The sequence below is a fragment of the Staphylococcus americanisciuri genome (genome assembly GCF_024814435.1).
GTDB lineage: Bacteria > Bacillota > Bacilli > Staphylococcales > Staphylococcaceae > Staphylococcus > Staphylococcus americanisciuri.
The window spans coordinates 25,757-46,473 of record NZ_JANUXY010000006.1 but is presented as its reverse complement, the minus strand read 5'-3'; the positions used below and the strand labels follow the sequence as shown (position 1 = coordinate 46,473).

Genomic DNA, 20,717 nt, shown 5'->3' with positions numbered 1-20,717 from the left:
AGTACCTTATCCTTTTTGATCTACAATTTTATAACGTTTGTGATTAATGACTGTTTTTTCAGGTAAGTCAAGTGTCACAAAGTTGTCCATGATTGTTAAATCAACGATAACAGAATTGTCATTGATTTTTTCTACCTTTCCTCTTAAACCATCATGGAATTCTACAATATCGCCTACTTCTGCAATTGTCATCACATTCGCCCCCCTTAAAAATTAACTAGCCTATATTGTACTAAAGTTCGCACTTTAAATAAACTATTTCTATCATATTTTGGTATTTGTTCATATTATTTTGTCTATATCAATTTCAATTATTGGAAAAAAATCATAAAATGGTTCATAAATATAATCAAGGGCATATTTGGGTATAAAGGAGAGAACAAGCAATGAAATTCATTAGTAACAACAATCATACCGACCCAACACTAAACTTAGCAATGGAGGAATATGTGCTAAAAACCGTACCAATGGACGAAGATGAAAGTTACTTTTTATTCTATGTCAATAGACCGTCTATTATTGTCGGCAAAAATCAGAATACGATTGAAGAAGTACACCAATCTTATATTGAAGAACATAACATTGATGTTGTCCGTCGTATATCAGGAGGCGGTGCTGTCTACCATGATTTTGGTAATTTAAATTTTAGCTTTATTACAAAAGATGACGGTCAGAGCTTCCACAACTTCAAAAAGTTCACACAACCTATTGTTGATGCATTAAACAATATGGGGGTCGATGCTGAAATGACGGGACGTAATGATATTCAAGTCGGGTCAGCAAAAATTTCAGGCAATGCAATGGTAAAAGTAAAAGACCGTATGTTTAGTCATGGAACACTTATGTTAAACAGCGAGCTAGATGAAGTACAAAACGCTTTAAAAGTTAATCCCGCTAAAATCCAGTCAAAAGGTGTTAAATCCGTTCGAAAACGTGTTGCGAATATCGTAGAATTTTTAGATGAACCCATCGACATTGATACATTCAAGTCTATTATTCTAAAGCAACTATTTGGTGATGAAGACGTTGAAACTTATCATTTAACAGATGAGGATTGGCGTAACATTGAACAACTCGCTAATGAAAAATATCGCACGTGGGATTGGAACTATGGTAAAAATCCAAAATATAACTTTGAACGTGAACATAAATTTGAAAAAGGCTTTGTTCAAATAAAGTTAGATGTGAAAAAAGGACAAATTGCGTATGCCAAAATTTTTGGTGACTTCTTTGGAGAAGGAAATATTGAAGAGTTAGAGCACGCATTAGAAGGTGTCACACATCAAAAGTCAGCAATTCAAGTAGCTTTACAAGATTATGATATACATCATTACTTTGATGCTATTCCAAAAGATGAATTAATCGATTTAATGGTGTAAACAATAATAAAAAGGACTATTCGTTAATACTCAGTGAATAGCCCTTTTTATTTTGTTATGGAATGACCCGAGGAATTAGACAATGTTTTCCGCCTCCAACTCATTATATTCTTCAGTATACTTAAAGAAATCCTCTTTGTTTTTGTTCATCAACGCTTCGTCTATTAGTTGTGCTAATTGCGCTTTTCTATGACTTTTTAGCGCTGCCTCAATCACCAATTCTGCACCCAATCGATTGACTGCTTGCATAGGATTGACGGGGACATGTTGTTTCACATCAATTTTATGTTTCATGATGTTTCCTCCTCTGAGTGTTGTTTTATTTTTGATAATACACAGTATACCTAATCACCTAACAAATTGCAATCAATTTTCTGAATTTTTTCAAGTTTTGAAACAATAAAAACAACACGATTATATACATAATATTCAGAATTCATAGTTGACAATATTTAGATGCGTTTTATAATTAAGTTTATAAATAGAGATAAATAATTTGAAAGGATGCTGCTTATGCCCCAACAAATTAATACGCAACATATCATTGATGCCAATGTCATGCTCATCAAGCCAATCGCTGGCCCTGATGGTGTGAACACACGAACAGAACTGCTCTATAACAATGGCAAAAGAAAGACCAAAAACATGCGCCCCTTAAGATTTATCGAATATGCATGTCGCCATCGTTACAACACCTATCCACATATCAAAGCAGAAGTAAAAACGCTCATTGATGTCTCCAGTAAACCCCCCTTCTTCCTACCAGATCCGCAATCCCTTGCCTTTTTCTCAACACATTCAGATCGAGTTCCTGAAAATTGCTGGATTAATGTTCGTTATGTCCAAAAGATAGAACATTACAAAACAAGTAAATCAAAAGTTTATCTTTATGGAGGTCATACGCTCATTGTCAATGTTTCTGAATACACATTGCGCCATCAATATCAGAATGGTTTGCATTTAGCCTACACACTTATCCGTCAAAAAATAGAATCCGGTGAGCTTATTAGAAAATATGACCAAACACAGCATGATGAACTTGTTAGTGTCATACGAGACTTTATCAGTATTTTTAAAGAAATACGTCTCGCTTTAATGAACGAACATCGATATTATCACCCCAAAATAGCCGAAGACCCTCCTTATAAAAATTACTAGCTACTCAGTATATTTCATAAGCACTGCGATACTTCATTCTCTTAACCACCATTTTTTACCTATTCACACACTTATTATGATGTAACAAAATACATGATATTCCTTGAAGACCCTTCATCATATTATTTTTATATGGTTATCCAAAAATAATGTAGACATCAGTAACGTTAACAGAACATCTACTTTGATGGTGTAAATGTTCTGTTAACTTTTTTTATTAATCACTTGATTTATCTCTCGATATTGATATAATAATATTTGTGTTAAGAAAGAACAACATTATTCCACAGTAGCTCAGTGGTAGAGCTATCGGCTGTTAACCGATCGGTCGTAGGTTCGAGTCCTACCTGTGGAGCCATGGAAACGTACTCAAGTTGGCTGAAGAGGCGCCCCTGCTAAGGGTGTAGGTCGCGAGAGCGGCGCGAGGGTTCAAATCCCTCCGTTTCCGTTAATTGCTTATATTTCGTTAATCCACCGTTATATCTCGTGAACACAAACGTTGATATAACGGTGTTTTGTTGTATTTCGTTAAAACTCGTTGAATGTCGTATTTCGTGCTAAACGTCCCCATAACGTCCCCGTAACGTCGAAAAGTTAAAAAAACGTCCCCGTAACGTCGAAAAGTTAAAAAACGTCCCCGAGATGTTCCCAAGTTTTTTATTCTTAAAACCCCACCTATTCTCCAGGTGGGGTTGTGTTTTGTTCGAGTTGCCGTTGGTAGTTGTACAGTTTTTCAGCAGTATCTAAAGATATACCACCAAGTTGTCTAATGCCTCTTCTCAAATCTGATATGCGTGCCTGCGATATGCCGGTGTCTTTATGAATTTGATAGCCTGATACATTACTATCTAGTAGTTTTTGAATGGTTAATTTAAATTCAGTCATTTCTATCCACATTCTTTCTATCTAAATAATAAAAGTGTATTTTTCTTCCAATAAACAATAATAATGGTAGGCTTAATATAAATAATGATAAATACATTTGTCCCGTCATATTTGAAAACCTCCAAAAATTATTATATACTTCAAGTGTAGGAGGAGCCCGAAGGCTCCGTTAGATTACTTTTCTTGGTTATCTTGTTTCGTCGCCAGATAACCTAGATGCCAAATTCTTAGTTGTTTTAATAGCGCTGGAAGAACTAGTATCAACAATGATAATGGTTGTTCTAGCGCTTTTTCTATCAAGTAAACCAAGGTTTTATCCTCCTTTCACTTGAAGTGTGTAAGTAATTAACCAACTTACATATATAATTATACTACCCAACCGGAATTCAACCAATCCTTTTTTACTATATTTTTCTATATTTCACTATCTTTTTCTATATTTCACTATCTTTTTCTATAATTTTTTCATTAGTGTCGCATAAGTAGATACTGAATATTCTGAAATAAAGTTGGTTCTATTAAAGTCAAAAAAGGAAAACACTTGAATAATTTTGACGTATTCGGTTTCTCTTGGCATGATCGACAAATAGAACATATTATCAAGGTATTGTCCCACTGATTCTTCTAATCCAGTAATGTGGTTGTTCCCATATTTTCGCTTTGAGTAGTCGAGTGATTTGCAGGAGTTTCTTCTTACTATTGGTTTTGAGCTTAATTAAGACATTCAGAGAGTATACAATCATAGCGATATATACTTGATTGGTTACGGCTGTTTGAGAATGTCCATAAAACTTTTTAATATTCATATGTTGCTTGACCCACTTAAAGAAAAGTTCAATTGACCAACGTGATTTATAAATATCTGCCACTTCATCAGGTGTTAAATCAAATCGATTTGTGATAATCAAAAACGGTCTACCACTGTTAATAAGCGATAGGGATTTTTTGAACGATTTTGTGGAGTACCTATATAGACCATTTAATCAGAAACGACATTGTTGCTTTCAGCTATGTCAAAGTTTTCAATAACACGATAAACAGCGTTTTTTCTTAATTTTGATACGAAGTGATAACCGTCATCTGTCATACAATCAAAGCGTTCATAGTTTATATATCCACGGTCGAAAACATACGTACATGCCTTGGCATCTATCAATACATCTAGATTGTTTTGGTCACTTTCACAAGCATTCGTTAAATAAAATTGATCAGGATATGCATCTTTATCAGGCATATATATCAGTCTCATATGGAGCTTAACACCTGACTTCATAGACCTAAATTCTGCCCATTGATGTTTGTGTAGACTCAATGGGAGCGTGCTAGAATCAATGATTTTCAATGGCGTTGATGTCTTAAATTTGTGTTCATAGTTATGGTGTTGATGTATCTGATTGACTAAGTCATTAAAAATAAGTTGGAATACATCTGTTGGCACCTTTGATAGTTTTCTACCGATATTTTTAGTAAATCTGGACGGAAGCTACTGAGTCTGTTTACTAATGGAGAAATTATTGAGAACAATCTGTCATTAAATGTATGCACGGAAGAATGCGAGCAACACCTACAGAAATTGTAGAAGCAATGGAAGGTAAGTTATCAGTTCAGGATGCGTGGTTACTTAGAGAATCCTTTGAAGAATTAACATTTTATGAAGAAAAGCTTTTGAGAATTTCTCGAGAGATTGACCAATATATAGAACATCATTTTAAAGAAATGAATGAAAAGTTACAAAGTATCCCAGGTGTAAGCAAAGAAGTAAGTGACGTTGTTTTAGGAGAAATTGGTCCAACTGTAGAAGCCTTTAAAACATCTGCTCACTTAGCTTCGTGGGCTAGTTTAGCACCTGGTTCTTATGAAAGTGCAGGTAAAAGTAAATCTTCTCATATCACTCAGGGTAATAAGTATTTAAAGACGGCTTTAGTCATTGCAGGTGGGATAGCGGGAAAATCACATGATGAAGCATTCAATAATCTGTACACGAGAGTGTCTTCTAAAGGTTCAAAGATGAAAGCTATTATAGCTTGTGCTCATAAGATATTGAGAATTATATTCAAAATCGAAACAGACCAAGTTTTTTATGAAACAAAAAGAGCACTTGGACTGCGTCAACAGTACAAGTGCCAAACCAATTAAATTAAAATTATATTGTCTATATTATAACACAGTGCTCTCTTTTTTTTGTCTTTTTTCAAATAAATAACCGCACCAGCTATGGTACGGCTTAAATTACTATTCAATTTTATTTTCTATTCTTTCCAGTTCCTTCTCATATCGAACAAGCTTCTCACCCGTTTCAATTGTTAAATTCTTAATGGGACGCTTGCCATTACGTAGTTTACTTATAATGGCTTGCGACACCCCTGTATGTGTCGCAATGCTGTTACTAGAAATGTTTCGTTTTAGTAAAGCCTCAATGTGCTTTCTCATTATGCTCCCCCTACTCAAAAACCAACTCTTCAACTTCAACAGTTTCCGTTAATTACTTATATTTCGTTAATCCACCGTTATATTTCGTGAACACAACGTCGATATAACGATGTTTTATGTATTTCATTAAAAAGGCTATTCAGCTTTTGTAATGGAAAGATAATGATAAGTACCTAGTTTTTGTTTACAATATTGCTCCAGCTAAATTATAATAGCTGTCTTCATTTTAGCGTACAGTCGCGCGCTTAAGGTACTTATCAAGTATTTAATCCTAACCTTTTACATACACGTGAAAAACCAGAAAAATATTTCTTTTAATTTATTGATATGATATATATCCGTCCTCCTCCAAAGCCTTTAAAACATTTATAACTGCTGGAGCCATTATTCCTTTATCATAGATTGAGAAAAAATTTGCATCGGTAATCTCATGATTAATTTTATAATCAAAAGATTTACCGGAGAAAAGAAAGCAATTTAACAACACAGTCTCTTCCGTATTAGGATAAGCCGGACCTTCTATTGATTTCCAAAACGCTATTTCACTTTTCTTAATACTTAAAGAAAGTTCTTCTTTTAATTCTCTTATTAGCGTTTCATCAAAAGTTTCTTTATCTTCAATTTTTCCTCCTGGTAGATAATATTGATTATTATCATAAGTTCTCACTAAAAAAATACTTTTATCTTTAATGTTTACTAAACACGCACAGTTATAATGTACCAAGTCAATTCCTCACTTTCGATTATTTTCTCTTTGTCATAACTTAAATAATGATTCGCTCCTATTCTCATAGGGGCACTCGCATGAGAAGATTCATAAGTTATGCCAACTAATATTTAATCGTTTTGTTCTAGACTCTAATGTACTTAGATTGAATTTTACACACGCTTTTAATAGAGGCGCATTTTCATTTTTTATAATGCTTTGTGTAGGCGTTGATAATGTTGCCCCTGCTGCTAACTTTTGTAATGTCATAAATCAATTCCTACGTCCAACTTTTGGGATATAGTTTTCTCCCTTTGTAAAATCCATTTTATTCTAGTACAAAAACATGTCACCATTACAATCACCCTCGTTTAAGGGTGTTGCACTCAACAACATTTTAGCTTCTGGCATAACAATCTCATGTTACTCTTCCGCTGTACCCTATATTCAGTCCCTTTAAATATTCTTCTTATATCGCACATTTATAAACCTATAATTGTCATATTATCTTTCTCTACTGTAATCGGTGCTCCTTGATGTAAACGCTCTAAAATGAGTTCCGGCATTGTAATGACGTAACGTTCATGTATAACTGCTTGAGACAATAGATGGCGATAGTGTCTATAACAATAATCAGTCATCACAACACGATAAGTATCCGTTTCATGCAATTCAAAATCTACAACACGCTTATATTTGGGTTGTGACATATCGAGTGTATAATTAAACCCTGACCAAAATTGAAACAGCGTTGGGTCTTGTGTTTCGTCAAATATAACTTGCTGGTCCTTTACAATTAACTGTGCAGCAGCGGATTCAATTAAGCGTTTTATATCTGCACCTGTTAATTCAATATCTAATGGTTTATCAGGATGCGGATAGGCATGATAAATATCTTCGTTACGCAAACAATCTTGAAGCCCTGTTGATGTAGGTAATGGTATGTGGACACATGTAATATCACATAACACCACTTGCTTGATAACATCACTTAACAATTGAATAAATGGATGGCGTCGCTGTAAAAGGACAGATACTGACTCAAACTCTAAATTTGTCGTTTGCTGATGAATCTGCTCATTTTGCCAATTACGCACTGCTTTGCGATCATAGTGCGTTAATTCAAGCAATGCAGGACTTTCTTCATATGACTCTAAATGAATAACCTCAGTTGTAACAGCTAGCAATTCATTCGTATTACGGCGTTTTCTAAACTTTACATCAACATGAATAAGCTTTTCTGCGTTTTGTCCAGCTTGAACAAAGGCGGTGCGCCCTTGATACCCCACTTTTGTTTCATAGGCATGTCCTGTTATCATCAAGTCAACAATACCCGCTTCTGTCATAATCTTCTGCGCTTGATTTTCAGTATCCATATTGCTTGTATATCTATCTCTCAAACAGTTCCCATGATACAGCACAATTAAAAAATCGGGTTCAGCTACTTCATGAATATAACGAATCCATCGTTTAGCTGCTGTTGTAGCATGTTCTACGGCAATATCATGCTCCATCTCAATATTTTCATTGTGCACCAAGTCATCTGATGTCAAACCTACTACTGCTATACGCACACCATCAAATGATTTTAATAGATACGGTGTCGAAAAATAAGGTTCTTTCGTCATGGCATACGTGATATTGGCAGAGAGCCATGGGAAGCGTGCCAGTGCGACTGAACGATTGAGAAAATCTAATCCAAACTTGAAACCATTGGCACTCATCCCACTTGCATCATAGTTCATTGCATTCATCAGTTTAATCATCGGATGACGTTTATACGGTGCAACAATGGCATAATAAAATGAAGCAATACTTCCTGCCAAACTCCCACCGTTATCCAATAACATGACATTTTTATACTGCTCACGTACGCGCTCAATATATGTTCCAGCACGATAAATATGAGATTCTAGATCTCCATCTAAAATACGGCTATGCATATCAGAAGTTGCCAATATTTGAACACGCACTTCATCATTTTGACGCATGACTCATCTCCCTACCTTTATACATCATTATTTATCTTTCATTTTAACACAGCCTTATTGGACAAACAGTCAAAAAAATAAACATACTGCCATATGGATGCAGTATGTCTATCTCATTATCTAATTGCTATTATAGACAGCTCATTGCATTAGCCGATTTGAATGCGCTCTTTTGGATAATGATATTTTACACCTTCTCGGTTACCACTAATCATAATAATGAATGAAATTAAGCCTACCCGACCAACGAACATCAATATCATTAAAACAACTTTTGATATATTACCTAATTCAGATGTAATACCTGTTGATAAGCCACATGTTCCAAAGGCTGACATGATTTCAAAATAAATTTGTATAAAATCAACTTGACCGCCTTCATTCAGCATAATGATAAACGTCCCAGTAAATGTAAATAATATAGCGATAATAAATACCGCAAAAGAACGTTGTATGTCTTGTACATGAATCTCTCTGTTAAATGCTTTAATGGCTGATTTCTCCGCATTCGGTTTATAGTTTAAAATAAAGAGAATTAAAATGGCAAAAGTCGTCGTTCGAATACCGCCACCAACCGAGCTTGGAGAGGAACCAATAAACATGAGTCCACCCATTAGTAAATTCGTGGCATCTGAAAACTGTGCAACATCGAATGTTTGAAGTCCCGCACTTCTAGTAGTTACCGATTGAAACAATGCATAGAAGAAAGTTTTATGCCATGATTCACCATTAAATACCCCTTTGGCTTCAATAAATAAAATACCAAGTGTCCCTAAGACAAGGATAATAAGATATGTGGCTGTTGTAACTTTAGTAAATAATGAAAAGCGAAAGTTAGGAATTCGATTTTTGATATAGGCTTTGATTTCCAATAACACTGGAAAACCAATGGACCCTAGAACAATTAAAAACATGACAATCGTTTGAACGAAATAATCATTGGCATAAGGTATCAGTGAATCGCCGGTAATATCCAAGCCACCATTCGTAGTTGCCGATATGGAAACAAAGACACCTTGCATAATTGCTTCTTTTAAATTATGCAAATCCCGATAAAAATAAAATGTCAGAAGTGTTGCACCGACAAATTCGATAGCTAAAATGGCTCTTACAATGTCAAGAATTAATCGCACAGTGCCACTCATCGAATCTTTGTTATTATCTAACATAATCAACTGACGTTCTCGTATCCCGATATGTTTTCCTAAAACAACCCATAGTAAAGTACCGATAGCCATAACACCAATACCGCCTGTATTTAGAATAAACAACAAGACGACATAGCCGAACGCCGAATATGTTTCAGAAATATTGACAGGCGTCAGCCCAGTCACACTCACGCCAGATACAGCAACAAAAAGTGTGTCTATAGGGGCTACTTTAACACCTGGTTTATGCACTCCTGGCAAGTTCAACAGCAAAAATGCGCCAATAATTGCAAAAAGATAATACATCACAATGCCTTGTTGAGGACTGGACTTTTTAAACAATTGTCTAACGATTGACACGGTCATTCACTCCAACATTTACAGATCAAATGAGATAGCCTTTACCTCACCTTCACGCAATACTTTTAATTTGATTGGTTTATCCCTATCTATATGATGAAACAATTGCTGACGATATACAAGTCTATCTTTGATTGGTTTACCATCAACTGATGTAATCACATCTCCTTTTTTCAAACCAGAATTACGTGCCGGGCTATCTTTGGCGACATCTTCCACTACAACACCCTCTGTTATCTTATCATTAATGCCATATGCTTCACGTTCACTTTCTGAAATAGCCGCAACATCCTTTAGACTAATCTTAGTATTAGGATGCTCAATTTTGCCATCTTTTTCTAATATTTTAGCAATTTTCTCAGCGTCATTGATTGGAATAGCAAAGGCCATCCCTTCTACATTAGGCATACTAATCTTCAATGATGCAATACCAATTAGTTTCCCATCTTGATCCACCACTGCGCCACCTGAATCACCTGGATTGATAGGTGCATCGACTTGAAAAGCATGAACTAACATATCGTATTCATTATCTTTGTCCACATCAATCGGTACATTGCGATCCAATCCCGAAACAATGCCTTCTCCAACAGTATTTCTAAAGTCTAAACCTAATGGATTGCCAACCACAAGCACGGGTTCACCTAAAACAAGCTGATTTGCATCGCCAAGTTTAATCGGCTGTAACGCTTTATCTTGTACATCAGATGCTTTGACAGTCATAACAGCAATGTCAGACCACTTATCTTTTCCTATTACTGTTCCCTTGACTGTCTTATTATCAGCATACGTCAAATCATGTTGTTTTTTTTCACCAACAACATGTGCGTTCGTTAAAATATAAAGTAGGCCGTCTACTTCTTTATAGACGACACCTGAGCCACTTTCATTTTGTGTTTGCGCTTGTTGTTCAGCATCTTGTACTGTTTCTGGTGTGACTTCTTGATTATTTTCGATAGCCACAACAGATTTCGTTGCTGCGTTTGCATGAACCATTGTCTGTGTAATATGCTTATTGTCTTTGCCTGTTGATGTTTGGATATCTTCTCTTGCACTATCATTGCTATCATTCATACCTTTGAAAATTGCAAATAGTAATATCAGAATCAACAAAGCGCCAAGCACAACCAAAATCTTAGCCCACTCTCGTGTCACGAACTGCGTCACTTTTTCAGTCCAATCTTTATTCAACGTGTAACGATGACGTTGTTGCTGTTGATTGGCTTCCTTAGATACAGTAGCCGTTTCTTCCGTTGTTTTTTTGTTTGCTTGCTCTGTCTTCTCACGTTGAATACCATCAGCCTGTTGCTTATACATACTTTGCTGGATACGCATCTGTTCTGTTGATACGAGCTGTTCTTGGCTTCCAGATGCAACATCCTTGGCATCAGCAGTCTGTGCGCTAGATTGTTCGGAGCTCGTCTTATCTTGCTTCATTTCATCGCGCGTCAACTTTTCAATACGTGCTTTCCGCAAATTGTCTTTCACACGTTCTTCATTGTTTTTAACCTGTGCCCTTTCCTTCTCGGCCTTTAATGCCTCTGTCTTCTGTTGCTCTTTAATCCGTGCTTCGCGCTCTTCGTTATGAAAAAATTCACGACGCTTGCGCCTATATGAACGTCGTGGGATCACTTGCTTTTTATCTTGATCCATTGCGCATCCTCCTTCAATACCTTTGTTACTATTATGCCATATTCGACTATGAAATTCCGTAATATTTTCTTGAGAAGCTGCAAAAATAATTTCATTTATCATTAAATTAAGTACTCGACAAAAATCAAACATCTTAGCTACATAAAATGCAGTCAGGAAGTAATAGCCACACAAGAAACAAAATAGCTTCTCAAAATTTATCAACTTACCTCTGTCAAACACCACATCAATTAGAAATGAATTACGCTCATTATAAATATCTACTCATTCGGCATATTTTTTAAGATGTTGCCCATTTACTCGAATGTCCCACACATCGATAAATAGAAGCATAAAAACACACGTATCGCATACAACTGCAAATACGTGTGTCCATGTACTATATTATGACTGATTATGTTTTTTATTATTCACGGCTGATGTGAGCCAACCGATAACGACAAGTCCAATCATCACTACCCAGAAAATAATCTGCCATGTTGCTGAATGTGGGAAGTCATGTGGCAGAACGCCGATATCATCATGTGCCAACACAAGGATGACTAACTTAATACCCACCCAACCTACAATGGCAAATGCTGCGCCTTCTAAACCAGGATATTTGTTTAAGAATTCCACAAAAAGTGTCGCTGCAAAACGCATTAAGATAACACCGATTAATCCACCTGTCAGCATCACACCAAATTGTCCAGCATCCATACCACCAAAGTGAATACCAACCTTAGGAAGTGTTACTGCAATTGCAAGCGCAGCAAGCATTGAATCGATTGCAAAGGCGATGTCTGCAATTTCAACTTTAGCTACTGTCGCCCAGAATTCTTTTGCACTCACTTCTTTTTCATTATCGCCTTCATTATCAATGGTTTCTTCTGAATGTTCTGGGGCTTTCTTAGTAAAGAATTCATATAGATTTTTAGCTGACATAAAGAGTAAGTATGCCGCACCAATCGCTTGAATCCACCAGAAATTCGCCAAAATACTAATGAGGAATAAGGCGGTAAAACGAAATACAAAGGCACCTAATAAACCATAAAACAGTGCTTTTTTACGCTGTTTTGGTGGGAGATGTCTCACCATAACTGCCATGACGATGGCGTTGTCTGCTGCTAGTAAACCTTCTAAAAAGACTAGTACGAGGACAACCCATCCATACGATAATATTAAACTCGGATCCATAACGATCCCTCCTCTTCCAAACGTTCACATATAGAATCTTTTACAAAATTAAAGAGACCTACGCTAAATAAATAGCAAAGGTCTCACTTAGCATCTCTATATGCCCGCTTTACCGGAAGATCCTATCTTCGTAATGACGACAAAGCGCTGTTAACGTCTTCATACGCTAACCAAGTTACTCCCCTCTGACATAACTGTCATAGGTATTTAATTTATGCTTACGTATTATAACAGAGTTTTAAAATAAATAATAGCTAAATGCTTCAAATTACTATATTGTCATAAATTGATAACCTGTGTACTCAATATAAAAAATTACGAAACTATGTTATTACAACAAGCTATAGAGTTTGATGTTAGGAAATTTTTCTTCAAACCATCGTGTCGCAAAATCATTTTCAAATAAAAATACTTTATTATCAAAACGGTCTCTTACTAAAATAGAACGGCTTGAATTCATTTTGTCTTCTACATCTTCTTCATTTTCAATCCAACGTGCGATTTTCTTGCCGACTGGCTCCATAATGACATCCACATTGTACTCATTCTTCATACGATGTTCAAAGACTTCAAATTGTAACTGACCCACCGCTCCAAGAATAATTTGATTCGTGTGCAATGATTGGTAGTATTGAATTGCGCCTTCCTGTACTAACTGCTCAATCCCTTTATGGAAATGTTTCTGCTTCATGACGTTTTTCGGTGACACTTTCATAAATATTTCCGGTGTAAACTGTGGCAATGCTTTGAAATGGAACTTTTGATTACCACCAACCAATGTATCACCAATTTGGAAGTTACCCGTATCATACAAACCAATAATATCTCCAGCTACAGCATGATTTACTGTCTCTTTATCATCCGCCATAAAACTTGTTGAACGTGTAATTTTTGATTTCTTGCCTGTTCGTTGTAATTTCACGTCCATTCCGCGTTCAAAGGCACCACTTACAATACGCATAAATGCGATGCGGTCACGGTGTTTCGGATCCATATTTGCTTGAATCTTGAAAATAAATCCTGAAAATTGCTCATCAAACGGACTGACTTCTGTCTCTTCTTCCGTTTGACGTGAATGTGGCATCGGTGCATGATCCACGTATGCATTCAAGAAGTTTTGCACGCCGAAATTCGCCAATGCTGATCCGAAAAAGACAGGTGTTAAGTCACCACTTTTTAATGCTTCTTCATCAAATGACTCGCCCGCTTCATCAACAAGCATTAATTCTTCAATCGCTTGTGTAAAAGCACTATCATTCGCAATTGCATGAGATTCTTCCAACTCATAATCTTCATTGATATGCAAAATATTTTCTTCATCACGGAATGGTTCGATTGTACGCGCATGACGATCGATAATCCCGAAGAAGTTTTGACCCATACCAATTGGCCAGTTCATCGGATACGTTTCAATGCCCAATGTCGTTTCAATTTCATCCAACAATTCAAAAGGTTCCTTACCGACACGATCCAATTTATTAATAAATGTAAAAATGGGAATTCCACGCATTTTACAAACTTTGAACAACTTCAATGTTTGAGGCTCGATCCCTTTCGCACAGTCAATTACCATGACCGCACTGTCTACAGCCATTAATGTACGATATGTGTCTTCAGAAAAGTCTTCGTGCCCTGGTGTATCCAAAATATTAATTTTATAGTCATCATAATCGAATTGCATCACAGAACTTGTCACAGAAATTCCACGCTCTTGTTCGACTTTCATCCAGTCACTTGTCGCAAACTTACCTGTTTTCTTCCCTTTAACCGTCCCTGCTTCACGTATCGCTCCACTAAAGTACAATAGTTTCTCTGTCAAAGTCGTTTTCCCAGCATCCGGATGCGAAATAATCGCAAACGTCTTTCGTGCCGTTACTTCATCTTTAATACTCATCTCAAAACTCCTTCTAAATTCTATGTTTCTTGTACCCATTGCGTTATGCGCAACGCCAATACTTCTGCTTCTTCTTCATCTAAAACATTAAAAAGATGCATCATAATATGTTCTGTCAGTGCTTCACCATACAGTTCATCATCAATCATAATCGACCAATGTAAATCTGGGACAGCAACAACAAAATAATCTTCTTTTTTATTATCGTAAATAAATACTTTAGCTGTGTAATTCTCACTATGGCTCTCTCTAATTTTCATCAGGTTGACCTCCAAACTTCGCATAGGCAGCTTCTAAGCCAATCAAATCATCGCGGTGTGGTACTTTGACATGCCCTGCCATAATCTGAAATGGTTCACGTCCTTTAGAAGCTAAAACAACAGTATCTCCAGGTTCTGCCACATCAATCGCATGACGAATACCTTCTGCACGATCTGTAAATTCTACATAGTTGTCGTGTGTCATTCCTTTCGCTAACTCTGCCGTTAACATTTTAGGATCGTCATTGGCTGGGTTATCCGGCGTTAAAATCACATAATCCGCACGTGATGCGACACGTCCCATATCAGGTGTTTTCGTCAAGTCACGTTCCCCTGCCATACCGATTAAGAAAATTAACTTCTGCTTTACGAATGGTTGGACAGCATCAATTAGCTTCGTCATACCATCTGCCGTATGTGCATAGTCAATAATCAAATCAATTGGTAATGTCGGGTCTAACACTTCTAAGCGTCCTTCAACAGGTTCCAATGTTTCAACAACTTGCGTAACACGTTCTAAATCTTCACCTGTTACCCATACACCGAGCATTGCTGCCATTAAGTTCGCAATATTAAACGCACCCACATAAGGTGACTTCACTGGATACGTACCAAATGGGGTCACAAAGTCAAACGTCACGCCTTGCAACGTCGCTTCGATATTTTTCGCCATAAATTGTGCTTCTTGTTCAATACCATAAGTTAAAACTTCGTATGGCGTGACCGTCTTCAAATACTTAGAAAAAGCATCATCATTATTGACGATCGCATATTTTGGTTTTGAAACGTCTTGTCCGAGTTGGCTAAACAACAATGATTTAGCATGACCATACGCTTCCATTGTGCCATGAAAGTCTAAATGATCTTGCGTTAAATTTGAGAAAATCGCAACATCAAATGTGACACCGCTCAAACGCCCTAAGCTGAGACCGTGCGACGATACTTCTAACGTCATTGCTTGGGCTCCCGCTTCGACCGCTTCATGTAATTTTTTAGTCAATGATACTGTTTCAGGTGTTGTATTTTGACCTTTTGTGACATGCTCATTAATTTGAAAGCCATTCGTACCTAAATACGCACTTCCTTTATTAAGCTTGCGAAAAATATGATGAACCATCGTCGCAATTGATGTCTTACCATTCGTACCAGTCACACCAATCGTTGTTAACTTTTGACTTGGGAAGTTGAAAAGTCGATGTGCCAAATGACTTGCCACACGTAATGTATCCGGCACAATCACTTGTGTCACATCTCCTTCTAATGGCAATTCACGACTCACAACAACAATTTGACAGCCTTGTGCCACCACATCTTGTGCAAAGCGATGACTATCGACTGTATAGCCTTTCGATGCCACGAATATACTCCCTTGTCTTGCTGTGCGTGAATCTGTTGTAATATCATCTACTTCTCTATTAAGTGTTCCTATCACTTGTTTCATTAGTATATGTTGAAAAAGCTCTTGCGCATTCACACAAATCTCTCCTTTTTATTACACTCATTTATTATACACGTTTCATTATAAAATCATATAAGTTATACCATTTTTCTATCAAAATACATCACATAATTGCCGATAAAAACGCTTTGTATTGTAACATGAAGTGCAATATATTAAGATAGTAGAATGATTATGACGTGTGATACATAAGATGGGCAAAGTTGCTTGCATGCTTTCGGTTCGCTTCATCGACTCTGAATAGCATTCGTAAGCACTGATTAAATGATGCATAGCGCAGGGTAACAGGATATTCAACAATACCTAGGTTGAACATTAAGTCTCTGTCTCACATTCCCTCTTATATTTTCTTTCACAATTGTTTTAGGATACGGTAAACTATGGTTAAATGATTAGACTGTAGAATATGGTTTAAAGATTGTTCTTACATACGACGCATCTACATAACATAAGCCTTTTCTATCTTTACGTCTAAACTATATATGGAGGCCACTCATATGAGTACTCAAAAGAAAAAAATATTAATACTAACAGGGTCTTTTGGCAATGGTCATATTCAAGTGACGCATAGCATTGTATCAAGATTGCATGCGATGAATTTAGATGACTTAACTGTTATTGAACATGACTTATTTTTAGAAGCACACCCTATTTTAACGACCATTTGTAAACAATGGTATATCAACAGTTTTAAATATTTTCGACGTATGTATAAAGCATTCTATTACAGTCGTCCTGATGAATTGGACAAGTGCTTCTATAAATACTACGGCTTAAATAAGTTATTAAATCTACTATTAAAAGAGAAGCCAGACTTAATTTTATTGACATTTCCAACACCGGTAATGTCTGTGCTAACTCAGCAATTTAAAATGAACATTCCAATTGCGACTGTCCTAACAGACTACCGCATGCATAAAAACTGGATAACACCGAACTCCTCTCGTTATTACGTTGCAACAGAGGATCTTAAAACAGAGCTCGTAAATATCGGCATTCCAAGCCAAGATATGAAAGTTACAGGCATTCCGGTCTCAGCTGACTTTGAAATGCCGATTGACACGACACAATGGATGCAACAGCACAATTTAAATCCTGCTGCACCCACTATTTTGATGTCTGCAGGTGCTTTCGGTGTATCTAAAGGCTTTGAAGAGATGATTCAACAAATAATTGATCAAACACCAAGCGCACAAGTTGTGATGGTTTGCGGCCGTAACAAACAGCTCAAACATCAACTGACACAAGCTTTTGATACGACACCAAATGTCCGTATTCTTGGCTATACCAAACATATGAACGAATGGATGGCAGCAAGTCAACTCATGATAACCAAACCAGGTGGCATTACTATTTCTGAAGGTATTACACGTCAAATACCGATGATTTTCCTCAATCCTGCACCCGGACAAGAGTTGGAGAATGCTTACTATTTTGAAGATAAAGGTTTCGGAAAAATAGCGCACACACCGAGTGAAGCCATCGAGATTGTTACACATCTGTTACAGCATGCTGATATACGACAACAGATGGTTCAACGCATGACTGATGCACGTATAGCCGATGCAACACAAAGAATTTGTGACGACTTACTTGAATTATTGCATGATGCGACAGCGTATCAGAATGTTTATGGAAAGGTTCCTTTATATGCAAAACTACTCGTTAAATAATCGACAATATCATATAAACTTTTCATTATTAATTGTCATCTTATTTCTTATGGAACTTGCACGTGGGATGTATGTTTTAAGCTATTTACCGCTTTTGCCAACAGCAACTTCCATCGCTGTTGGCATCACTTCAGCTGCCATCTCCGTGCACTTTGTTGCTGATGCTGTATCAAATTTTTTAGTTGGCTTTATATTAAAACGCTGGGGACCACGTATCGTACTAACACTCGGTTTCGTTTTAGCCCTTGCTAGTTTAGCACTGGTGATTGTAATGCCAACCTCACCTGTCGTTCTGATTGCTAGCGCTTTAATGTTAGGTATTGCAGTATGTCCAATATGGGTTGTCATGCTAGCCAATGTCAATGAAGCTTCCCGTGGAAAACAAATGGGATATGTCTATTTTGCATGGCTTGCTGGCTTATTAGTCGGCATGATAGGCATGAATCTTATCTTCAAAAGTCACCCTATTACATTTAACTTCTTAATGCCATTGATTGTAGCGGTTGCCTTTATCCTTTACTTCTTTGTCAAAGTACAGCTCACTGACTATCATACTAAGAATATTCGTCAACAACTCAAACAAATTGTCAGTGTGACTCAACGTCATCTACTTTTATTTCCAGGCATTTTGTTACAAGGTATTGCCATTAGCGCCCTGATTCCTGTCCTACCACAGTATGCTGTCAATATTGTTGGTGTCACAACTGTTGAATATACAGGTGCCATCGTAATAGGTGGTGTTGGCTGTACCATTTCAATGTTAGGTCTATCCAAATTGATTGATCGATATGCGCATCGTTTTATATATACAATGATATTTGGTGGCTTTTTATGTTACGGTATAGCGATGATCGCCTTTACTTTTGTAACCAATATCATCATCGTATGGATAATTGCTTTAATAGTTGGTCTCATATACGGACTACTTCTCCCTGCATGGAATACCTTTATGGCGGGTTTCATTCATCCAACTGAGCAAGAGGAGACGTGGGGTGTTATTAACAGTATCCAAGGCTTTGGTGCTATGGCTGGTCCGGTGATTGGTGGCCCATTATCACAGTTTTTAGGCAGTCCACTTTACACTTTTTATTTTTCTGGTGCCTTGATCTTATTTTTAGCATGTTTTTATGGTATCTATTTTTTCAAACAAATACGCACATAAAAACGCCCGAGAGCTTTCTCAGGCGTTTTTATATTTCTTATCTATCCTAATGGGTATGTTTCAATCTCTTTCCATTTATCAGCTGCTTCATCATATTGCAGTAATGATAGCTGATTAATTGTTTCTTTGTGATCTACCCCAGCAAGTCGAACTTGACCATAAATATCTTCAAACTCTTGACTTGTAAGACCTTGTGCAATTGTAAAATGAGGAATAAATGGGTGCTCCGCTTCACCATAAAAATCTTCTCCATCAAAGCGTGCAAACAAGTCATCAAGTGCTTCCGTTTTTTCAACCTTGAAATAAATGACATTCGTTGTTGGCGCAAAATTAGAAGCCTTCGTTGCGTGTACCTCTGCTGGTTGTGCCCCTTGTATGCGTTTCTCAATCTCAGCTTTTACTTGCTCAAGTTCATCGTCATTCACTTCAAACTGACTCTTAATGGTAATATGAGGTTGTATTCGAACATATTGCTTATCATAACGTTTACGATAAGCATTAACCTCATCTTGAAAACTTTTTGATGGAATTAGCGCTAATCCTAAAATCATGGAAATTCCTCCTTTGTTTATGTTTGATTCCATTATAGCAAAATTTCAGATTATTGGTTACTCAAAAAGTATTTTAATAATTGCGGTAGAACCGTTCGCCATGTTTTCCAGTTATGACCTCCATCCAACTCTTCATAAAAGTATTGCCCGCCAGTTGCTTGAATCTTATCATGCAGTGCACGATTAGGTGTCAAAAAGTCGGCACGCTTCCCACTTGTCGGCAATTGAAAGTCACACTCTTCCTTACCGATGACATGCCAAATATTGAGCATCTCTTGAAATTGGCAACGCTGAAACAATTGTTCAACTACATCGTCACTATGTGGACTGAGCACACCCACTTGATTAACGATACGAGGATAAGAAAATGCTGTTAATAGTGCAATGCTGCCCGCCAAACTATCCCCTAAAAGTATACGACCTTCAGCGACATCAGACGTGGCAAAAGTCTTTTCTACCCATGGTAAAATCTCTTGAACCACCGCTTGAACAGTTGCTGCAGCCTTCTCCCCTTGTGGATGAAACTCAATACGACGCTTTGTTACACTTTCATAATGAAATCCAACAAAGATGGCACGTGTAACCTCTCCCTGTTGGCGTAAACGTTCATACACACGATGAATTTGTCCAAATCTCAAAAAGTCTCTACCATCGAAACAAAAAATGATTTTTGCATTGTCAAATACTGAATAGTCTTCAGGTAAGTAGATAGACAATGTAACATCACGTTCCAAGTGTTGACTTGTAAACTGTGTCTTGTTGACAATACCTACTTGGTAATCTGTCATAAAAAAGCGCCCCCTCATACGAATTATCACTATTGTATCAGGAG

General features: G+C 36.8%; 22 protein-coding genes, 2 tRNA genes and 1 pseudogene. 7 read left to right on the top strand and 18 right to left on the bottom strand.

Annotated elements, in window-relative coordinates; translation table 11 throughout:
• Positions 1 to 6 precede the first annotated feature (6 nt).
• A complete protein-coding gene (locus tag NXS11_RS07070) occupies positions 7 to 192 on the bottom strand; it encodes a YkvS family protein (RefSeq protein WP_259200130.1) in 186 nt (61 codons plus the stop codon).
• Positions 193 to 386: 194 nt separating this feature from the next.
• Here NXS11_RS07070 and lplA point away from each other — a divergent pair, with 194 nt between their 5' ends.
• Positions 387 to 1,379 (top strand): lipoate--protein ligase, encoded by a 993-nt coding sequence (gene lplA / locus NXS11_RS07065; RefSeq protein WP_259200129.1) that lies wholly within the window; start codon positions 387 to 389, stop codon positions 1,377 to 1,379.
• 75 nt (positions 1,380 to 1,454) lie between these two features.
• Here the strand turns inward: lplA and NXS11_RS07060 are convergent, their stop codons facing one another.
• A complete protein-coding gene (locus NXS11_RS07060; RefSeq protein WP_259200128.1) occupies positions 1,455 to 1,673 on the bottom strand; it encodes an IDEAL domain-containing protein in 219 nt (72 codons plus the stop codon).
• 219 nt (positions 1,674 to 1,892) lie between these two features.
• On the opposite strand from NXS11_RS07060, the gene NXS11_RS07055 reads away from it, so the two are divergent.
• From NXS11_RS07055 to NXS11_RS07045, 3 genes are all read left to right on the top strand, one after another.
• Positions 1,893 to 2,537 (top strand): competence protein ComK, encoded by a 645-nt coding sequence (locus NXS11_RS07055; protein ID WP_259200126.1) that lies wholly within the window; start codon positions 1,893 to 1,895, stop codon positions 2,535 to 2,537.
• A 283-nt stretch (positions 2,538 to 2,820) separates the two neighbouring features.
• Positions 2,821 to 2,895: transfer RNA gene (locus NXS11_RS07050), tRNA-Asn, on the top strand.
• Position 2,896: 1 nt separating this feature from the next.
• A tRNA-Ser gene (locus tag NXS11_RS07045) sits at positions 2,897 to 2,985 on the top strand.
• Positions 2,986 to 3,212: 227 nt separating this feature from the next.
• Here NXS11_RS07045 and NXS11_RS07040 read toward each other — a convergent pair.
• The 4 genes and pseudogenes from NXS11_RS07040 to NXS11_RS07025 all read right to left on the bottom strand — a co-directional run.
• Positions 3,213 to 3,422: a helix-turn-helix domain-containing protein gene (locus NXS11_RS07040; RefSeq protein WP_259200124.1), complete on the bottom strand. Its 210-nt coding sequence runs from the start codon at positions 3,420 to 3,422 to the stop codon at positions 3,213 to 3,215.
• Entirely contained in the window at positions 3,415 to 3,531 is a 117-nt protein-coding gene (locus NXS11_RS07035; protein ID WP_259200122.1) for a hypothetical protein, read from the bottom strand. The genes NXS11_RS07040 and NXS11_RS07035 overlap by 8 nt, the downstream gene beginning before the upstream one ends.
• A 65-nt stretch (positions 3,532 to 3,596) precedes the next feature.
• Positions 3,597 to 3,731 (bottom strand): hypothetical protein, encoded by a 135-nt coding sequence (locus NXS11_RS07030; RefSeq protein WP_259200120.1) that lies wholly within the window; start codon positions 3,729 to 3,731, stop codon positions 3,597 to 3,599.
• Between the two features lie 290 nt (positions 3,732 to 4,021).
• A pseudogene (locus NXS11_RS07025) lies at positions 4,022 to 4,881 on the bottom strand (IS4 family transposase); the annotation flags it as partial.
• A 92-nt stretch (positions 4,882 to 4,973) separates the two neighbouring features.
• Here NXS11_RS07025 and NXS11_RS07020 point away from each other — a divergent pair.
• Positions 4,974 to 5,558: a transposase gene (locus NXS11_RS07020; RefSeq protein WP_259200119.1), complete on the top strand. Its 585-nt coding sequence runs from the start codon at positions 4,974 to 4,976 to the stop codon at positions 5,556 to 5,558.
• Between the two features lie 96 nt (positions 5,559 to 5,654).
• Here the strand turns inward: NXS11_RS07020 and NXS11_RS07015 are convergent, their stop codons facing one another.
• The 10 genes from NXS11_RS07015 to NXS11_RS06970 all read right to left on the bottom strand — a co-directional run bounded on the left by NXS11_RS07015 (position 5,655) and on the right by NXS11_RS06970 (position 16,514).
• Complete coding sequence (locus tag NXS11_RS07015; RefSeq protein ID WP_259200117.1) at positions 5,655 to 5,852, bottom strand: hypothetical protein; 198 nt, start codon at positions 5,850 to 5,852, stop codon at positions 5,655 to 5,657.
• Positions 5,853 to 6,171: 319 nt separating this feature from the next.
• Positions 6,172 to 6,576 carry an NUDIX domain-containing protein gene (locus NXS11_RS07010; RefSeq protein WP_259200116.1) on the bottom strand — a complete coding sequence of 135 codons (405 nt, stop codon included), beginning with the start codon at positions 6,574 to 6,576 and terminating at the stop codon, positions 6,172 to 6,174.
• Positions 6,577 to 6,666: 90 nt separating this feature from the next.
• On the bottom strand, positions 6,667 to 6,828 hold the full coding sequence (locus NXS11_RS07005; protein ID WP_259200115.1) for a hypothetical protein: 162 nt from the start codon (positions 6,826 to 6,828) through the stop codon (positions 6,667 to 6,669).
• Between the two features lie 212 nt (positions 6,829 to 7,040).
• A complete protein-coding gene (locus NXS11_RS07000) occupies positions 7,041 to 8,549 on the bottom strand; it encodes a bifunctional metallophosphatase/5'-nucleotidase (protein WP_259200113.1) in 1,509 nt (502 codons plus the stop codon).
• A 149-nt stretch (positions 8,550 to 8,698) separates the two neighbouring features.
• The gene (locus NXS11_RS06995) at positions 8,699 to 10,057 is read right to left on the bottom strand and encodes a TrkH family potassium uptake protein (RefSeq protein WP_259200110.1); all 1,359 of its coding nucleotides are present in this window, start codon (positions 10,055 to 10,057) and stop codon (positions 8,699 to 8,701) included.
• A gap of 18 nt (positions 10,058 to 10,075) precedes the next feature.
• On the bottom strand, positions 10,076 to 11,710 hold the full coding sequence (locus NXS11_RS06990) for a S1C family serine protease (protein WP_259200109.1): 1,635 nt from the start codon (positions 11,708 to 11,710) through the stop codon (positions 10,076 to 10,078).
• Between the two features lie 384 nt (positions 11,711 to 12,094).
• Positions 12,095 to 12,892, bottom strand: coding sequence for a TerC family protein (locus NXS11_RS06985; protein ID WP_373319391.1), 798 nt, complete (start codon positions 12,890 to 12,892; stop codon positions 12,095 to 12,097).
• Positions 12,893 to 13,217: 325 nt separating this feature from the next.
• On the bottom strand, positions 13,218 to 14,780 hold the full coding sequence (locus tag NXS11_RS06980; protein WP_259200104.1) for a peptide chain release factor 3: 1,563 nt from the start codon (positions 14,778 to 14,780) through the stop codon (positions 13,218 to 13,220).
• Between the two features lie 20 nt (positions 14,781 to 14,800).
• A complete protein-coding gene (locus NXS11_RS06975) occupies positions 14,801 to 15,040 on the bottom strand; it encodes a YueH family protein (RefSeq protein ID WP_259200102.1) in 240 nt (79 codons plus the stop codon).
• Positions 15,030 to 16,514 carry a UDP-N-acetylmuramoyl-L-alanyl-D-glutamate--L-lysine ligase gene (locus NXS11_RS06970; RefSeq protein ID WP_259200100.1) on the bottom strand — a complete coding sequence of 495 codons (1,485 nt, stop codon included), beginning with the start codon at positions 16,512 to 16,514 and terminating at the stop codon, positions 15,030 to 15,032. The genes NXS11_RS06975 and NXS11_RS06970 overlap by 11 nt, the downstream gene beginning before the upstream one ends.
• Before the next feature lie 482 nt (positions 16,515 to 16,996).
• Between NXS11_RS06970 and NXS11_RS06965 the strand changes: the two genes are divergently transcribed.
• Both NXS11_RS06965 and ltaA read left to right on the top strand, forming a co-directional pair.
• The gene (locus tag NXS11_RS06965) at positions 16,997 to 18,172 is read left to right on the top strand and encodes a diglucosyl diacylglycerol synthase (RefSeq protein ID WP_259200099.1); all 1,176 of its coding nucleotides are present in this window, start codon (positions 16,997 to 16,999) and stop codon (positions 18,170 to 18,172) included.
• Positions 18,150 to 19,334 (top strand): lipoteichoic acid biosynthesis MFS flippase LtaA, encoded by a 1,185-nt coding sequence (ltaA, locus tag NXS11_RS06960; RefSeq protein ID WP_259200097.1) that lies wholly within the window; start codon positions 18,150 to 18,152, stop codon positions 19,332 to 19,334. The genes NXS11_RS06965 and ltaA overlap by 23 nt, the downstream gene beginning before the upstream one ends.
• A gap of 41 nt (positions 19,335 to 19,375) precedes the next feature.
• Here the strand turns inward: ltaA and NXS11_RS06955 are convergent, their stop codons facing one another.
• Both NXS11_RS06955 and NXS11_RS06950 read right to left on the bottom strand, forming a co-directional pair.
• On the bottom strand, positions 19,376 to 19,885 hold the full coding sequence (locus NXS11_RS06955) for a 2'-5' RNA ligase family protein (RefSeq protein WP_259200096.1): 510 nt from the start codon (positions 19,883 to 19,885) through the stop codon (positions 19,376 to 19,378).
• Between the two features lie 50 nt (positions 19,886 to 19,935).
• Complete coding sequence (locus tag NXS11_RS06950) at positions 19,936 to 20,673, bottom strand: alpha/beta hydrolase-fold protein (RefSeq protein ID WP_259200094.1); 738 nt, start codon at positions 20,671 to 20,673, stop codon at positions 19,936 to 19,938.
• Between the last annotated feature and the right edge of the window lie 44 nt (positions 20,674 to 20,717).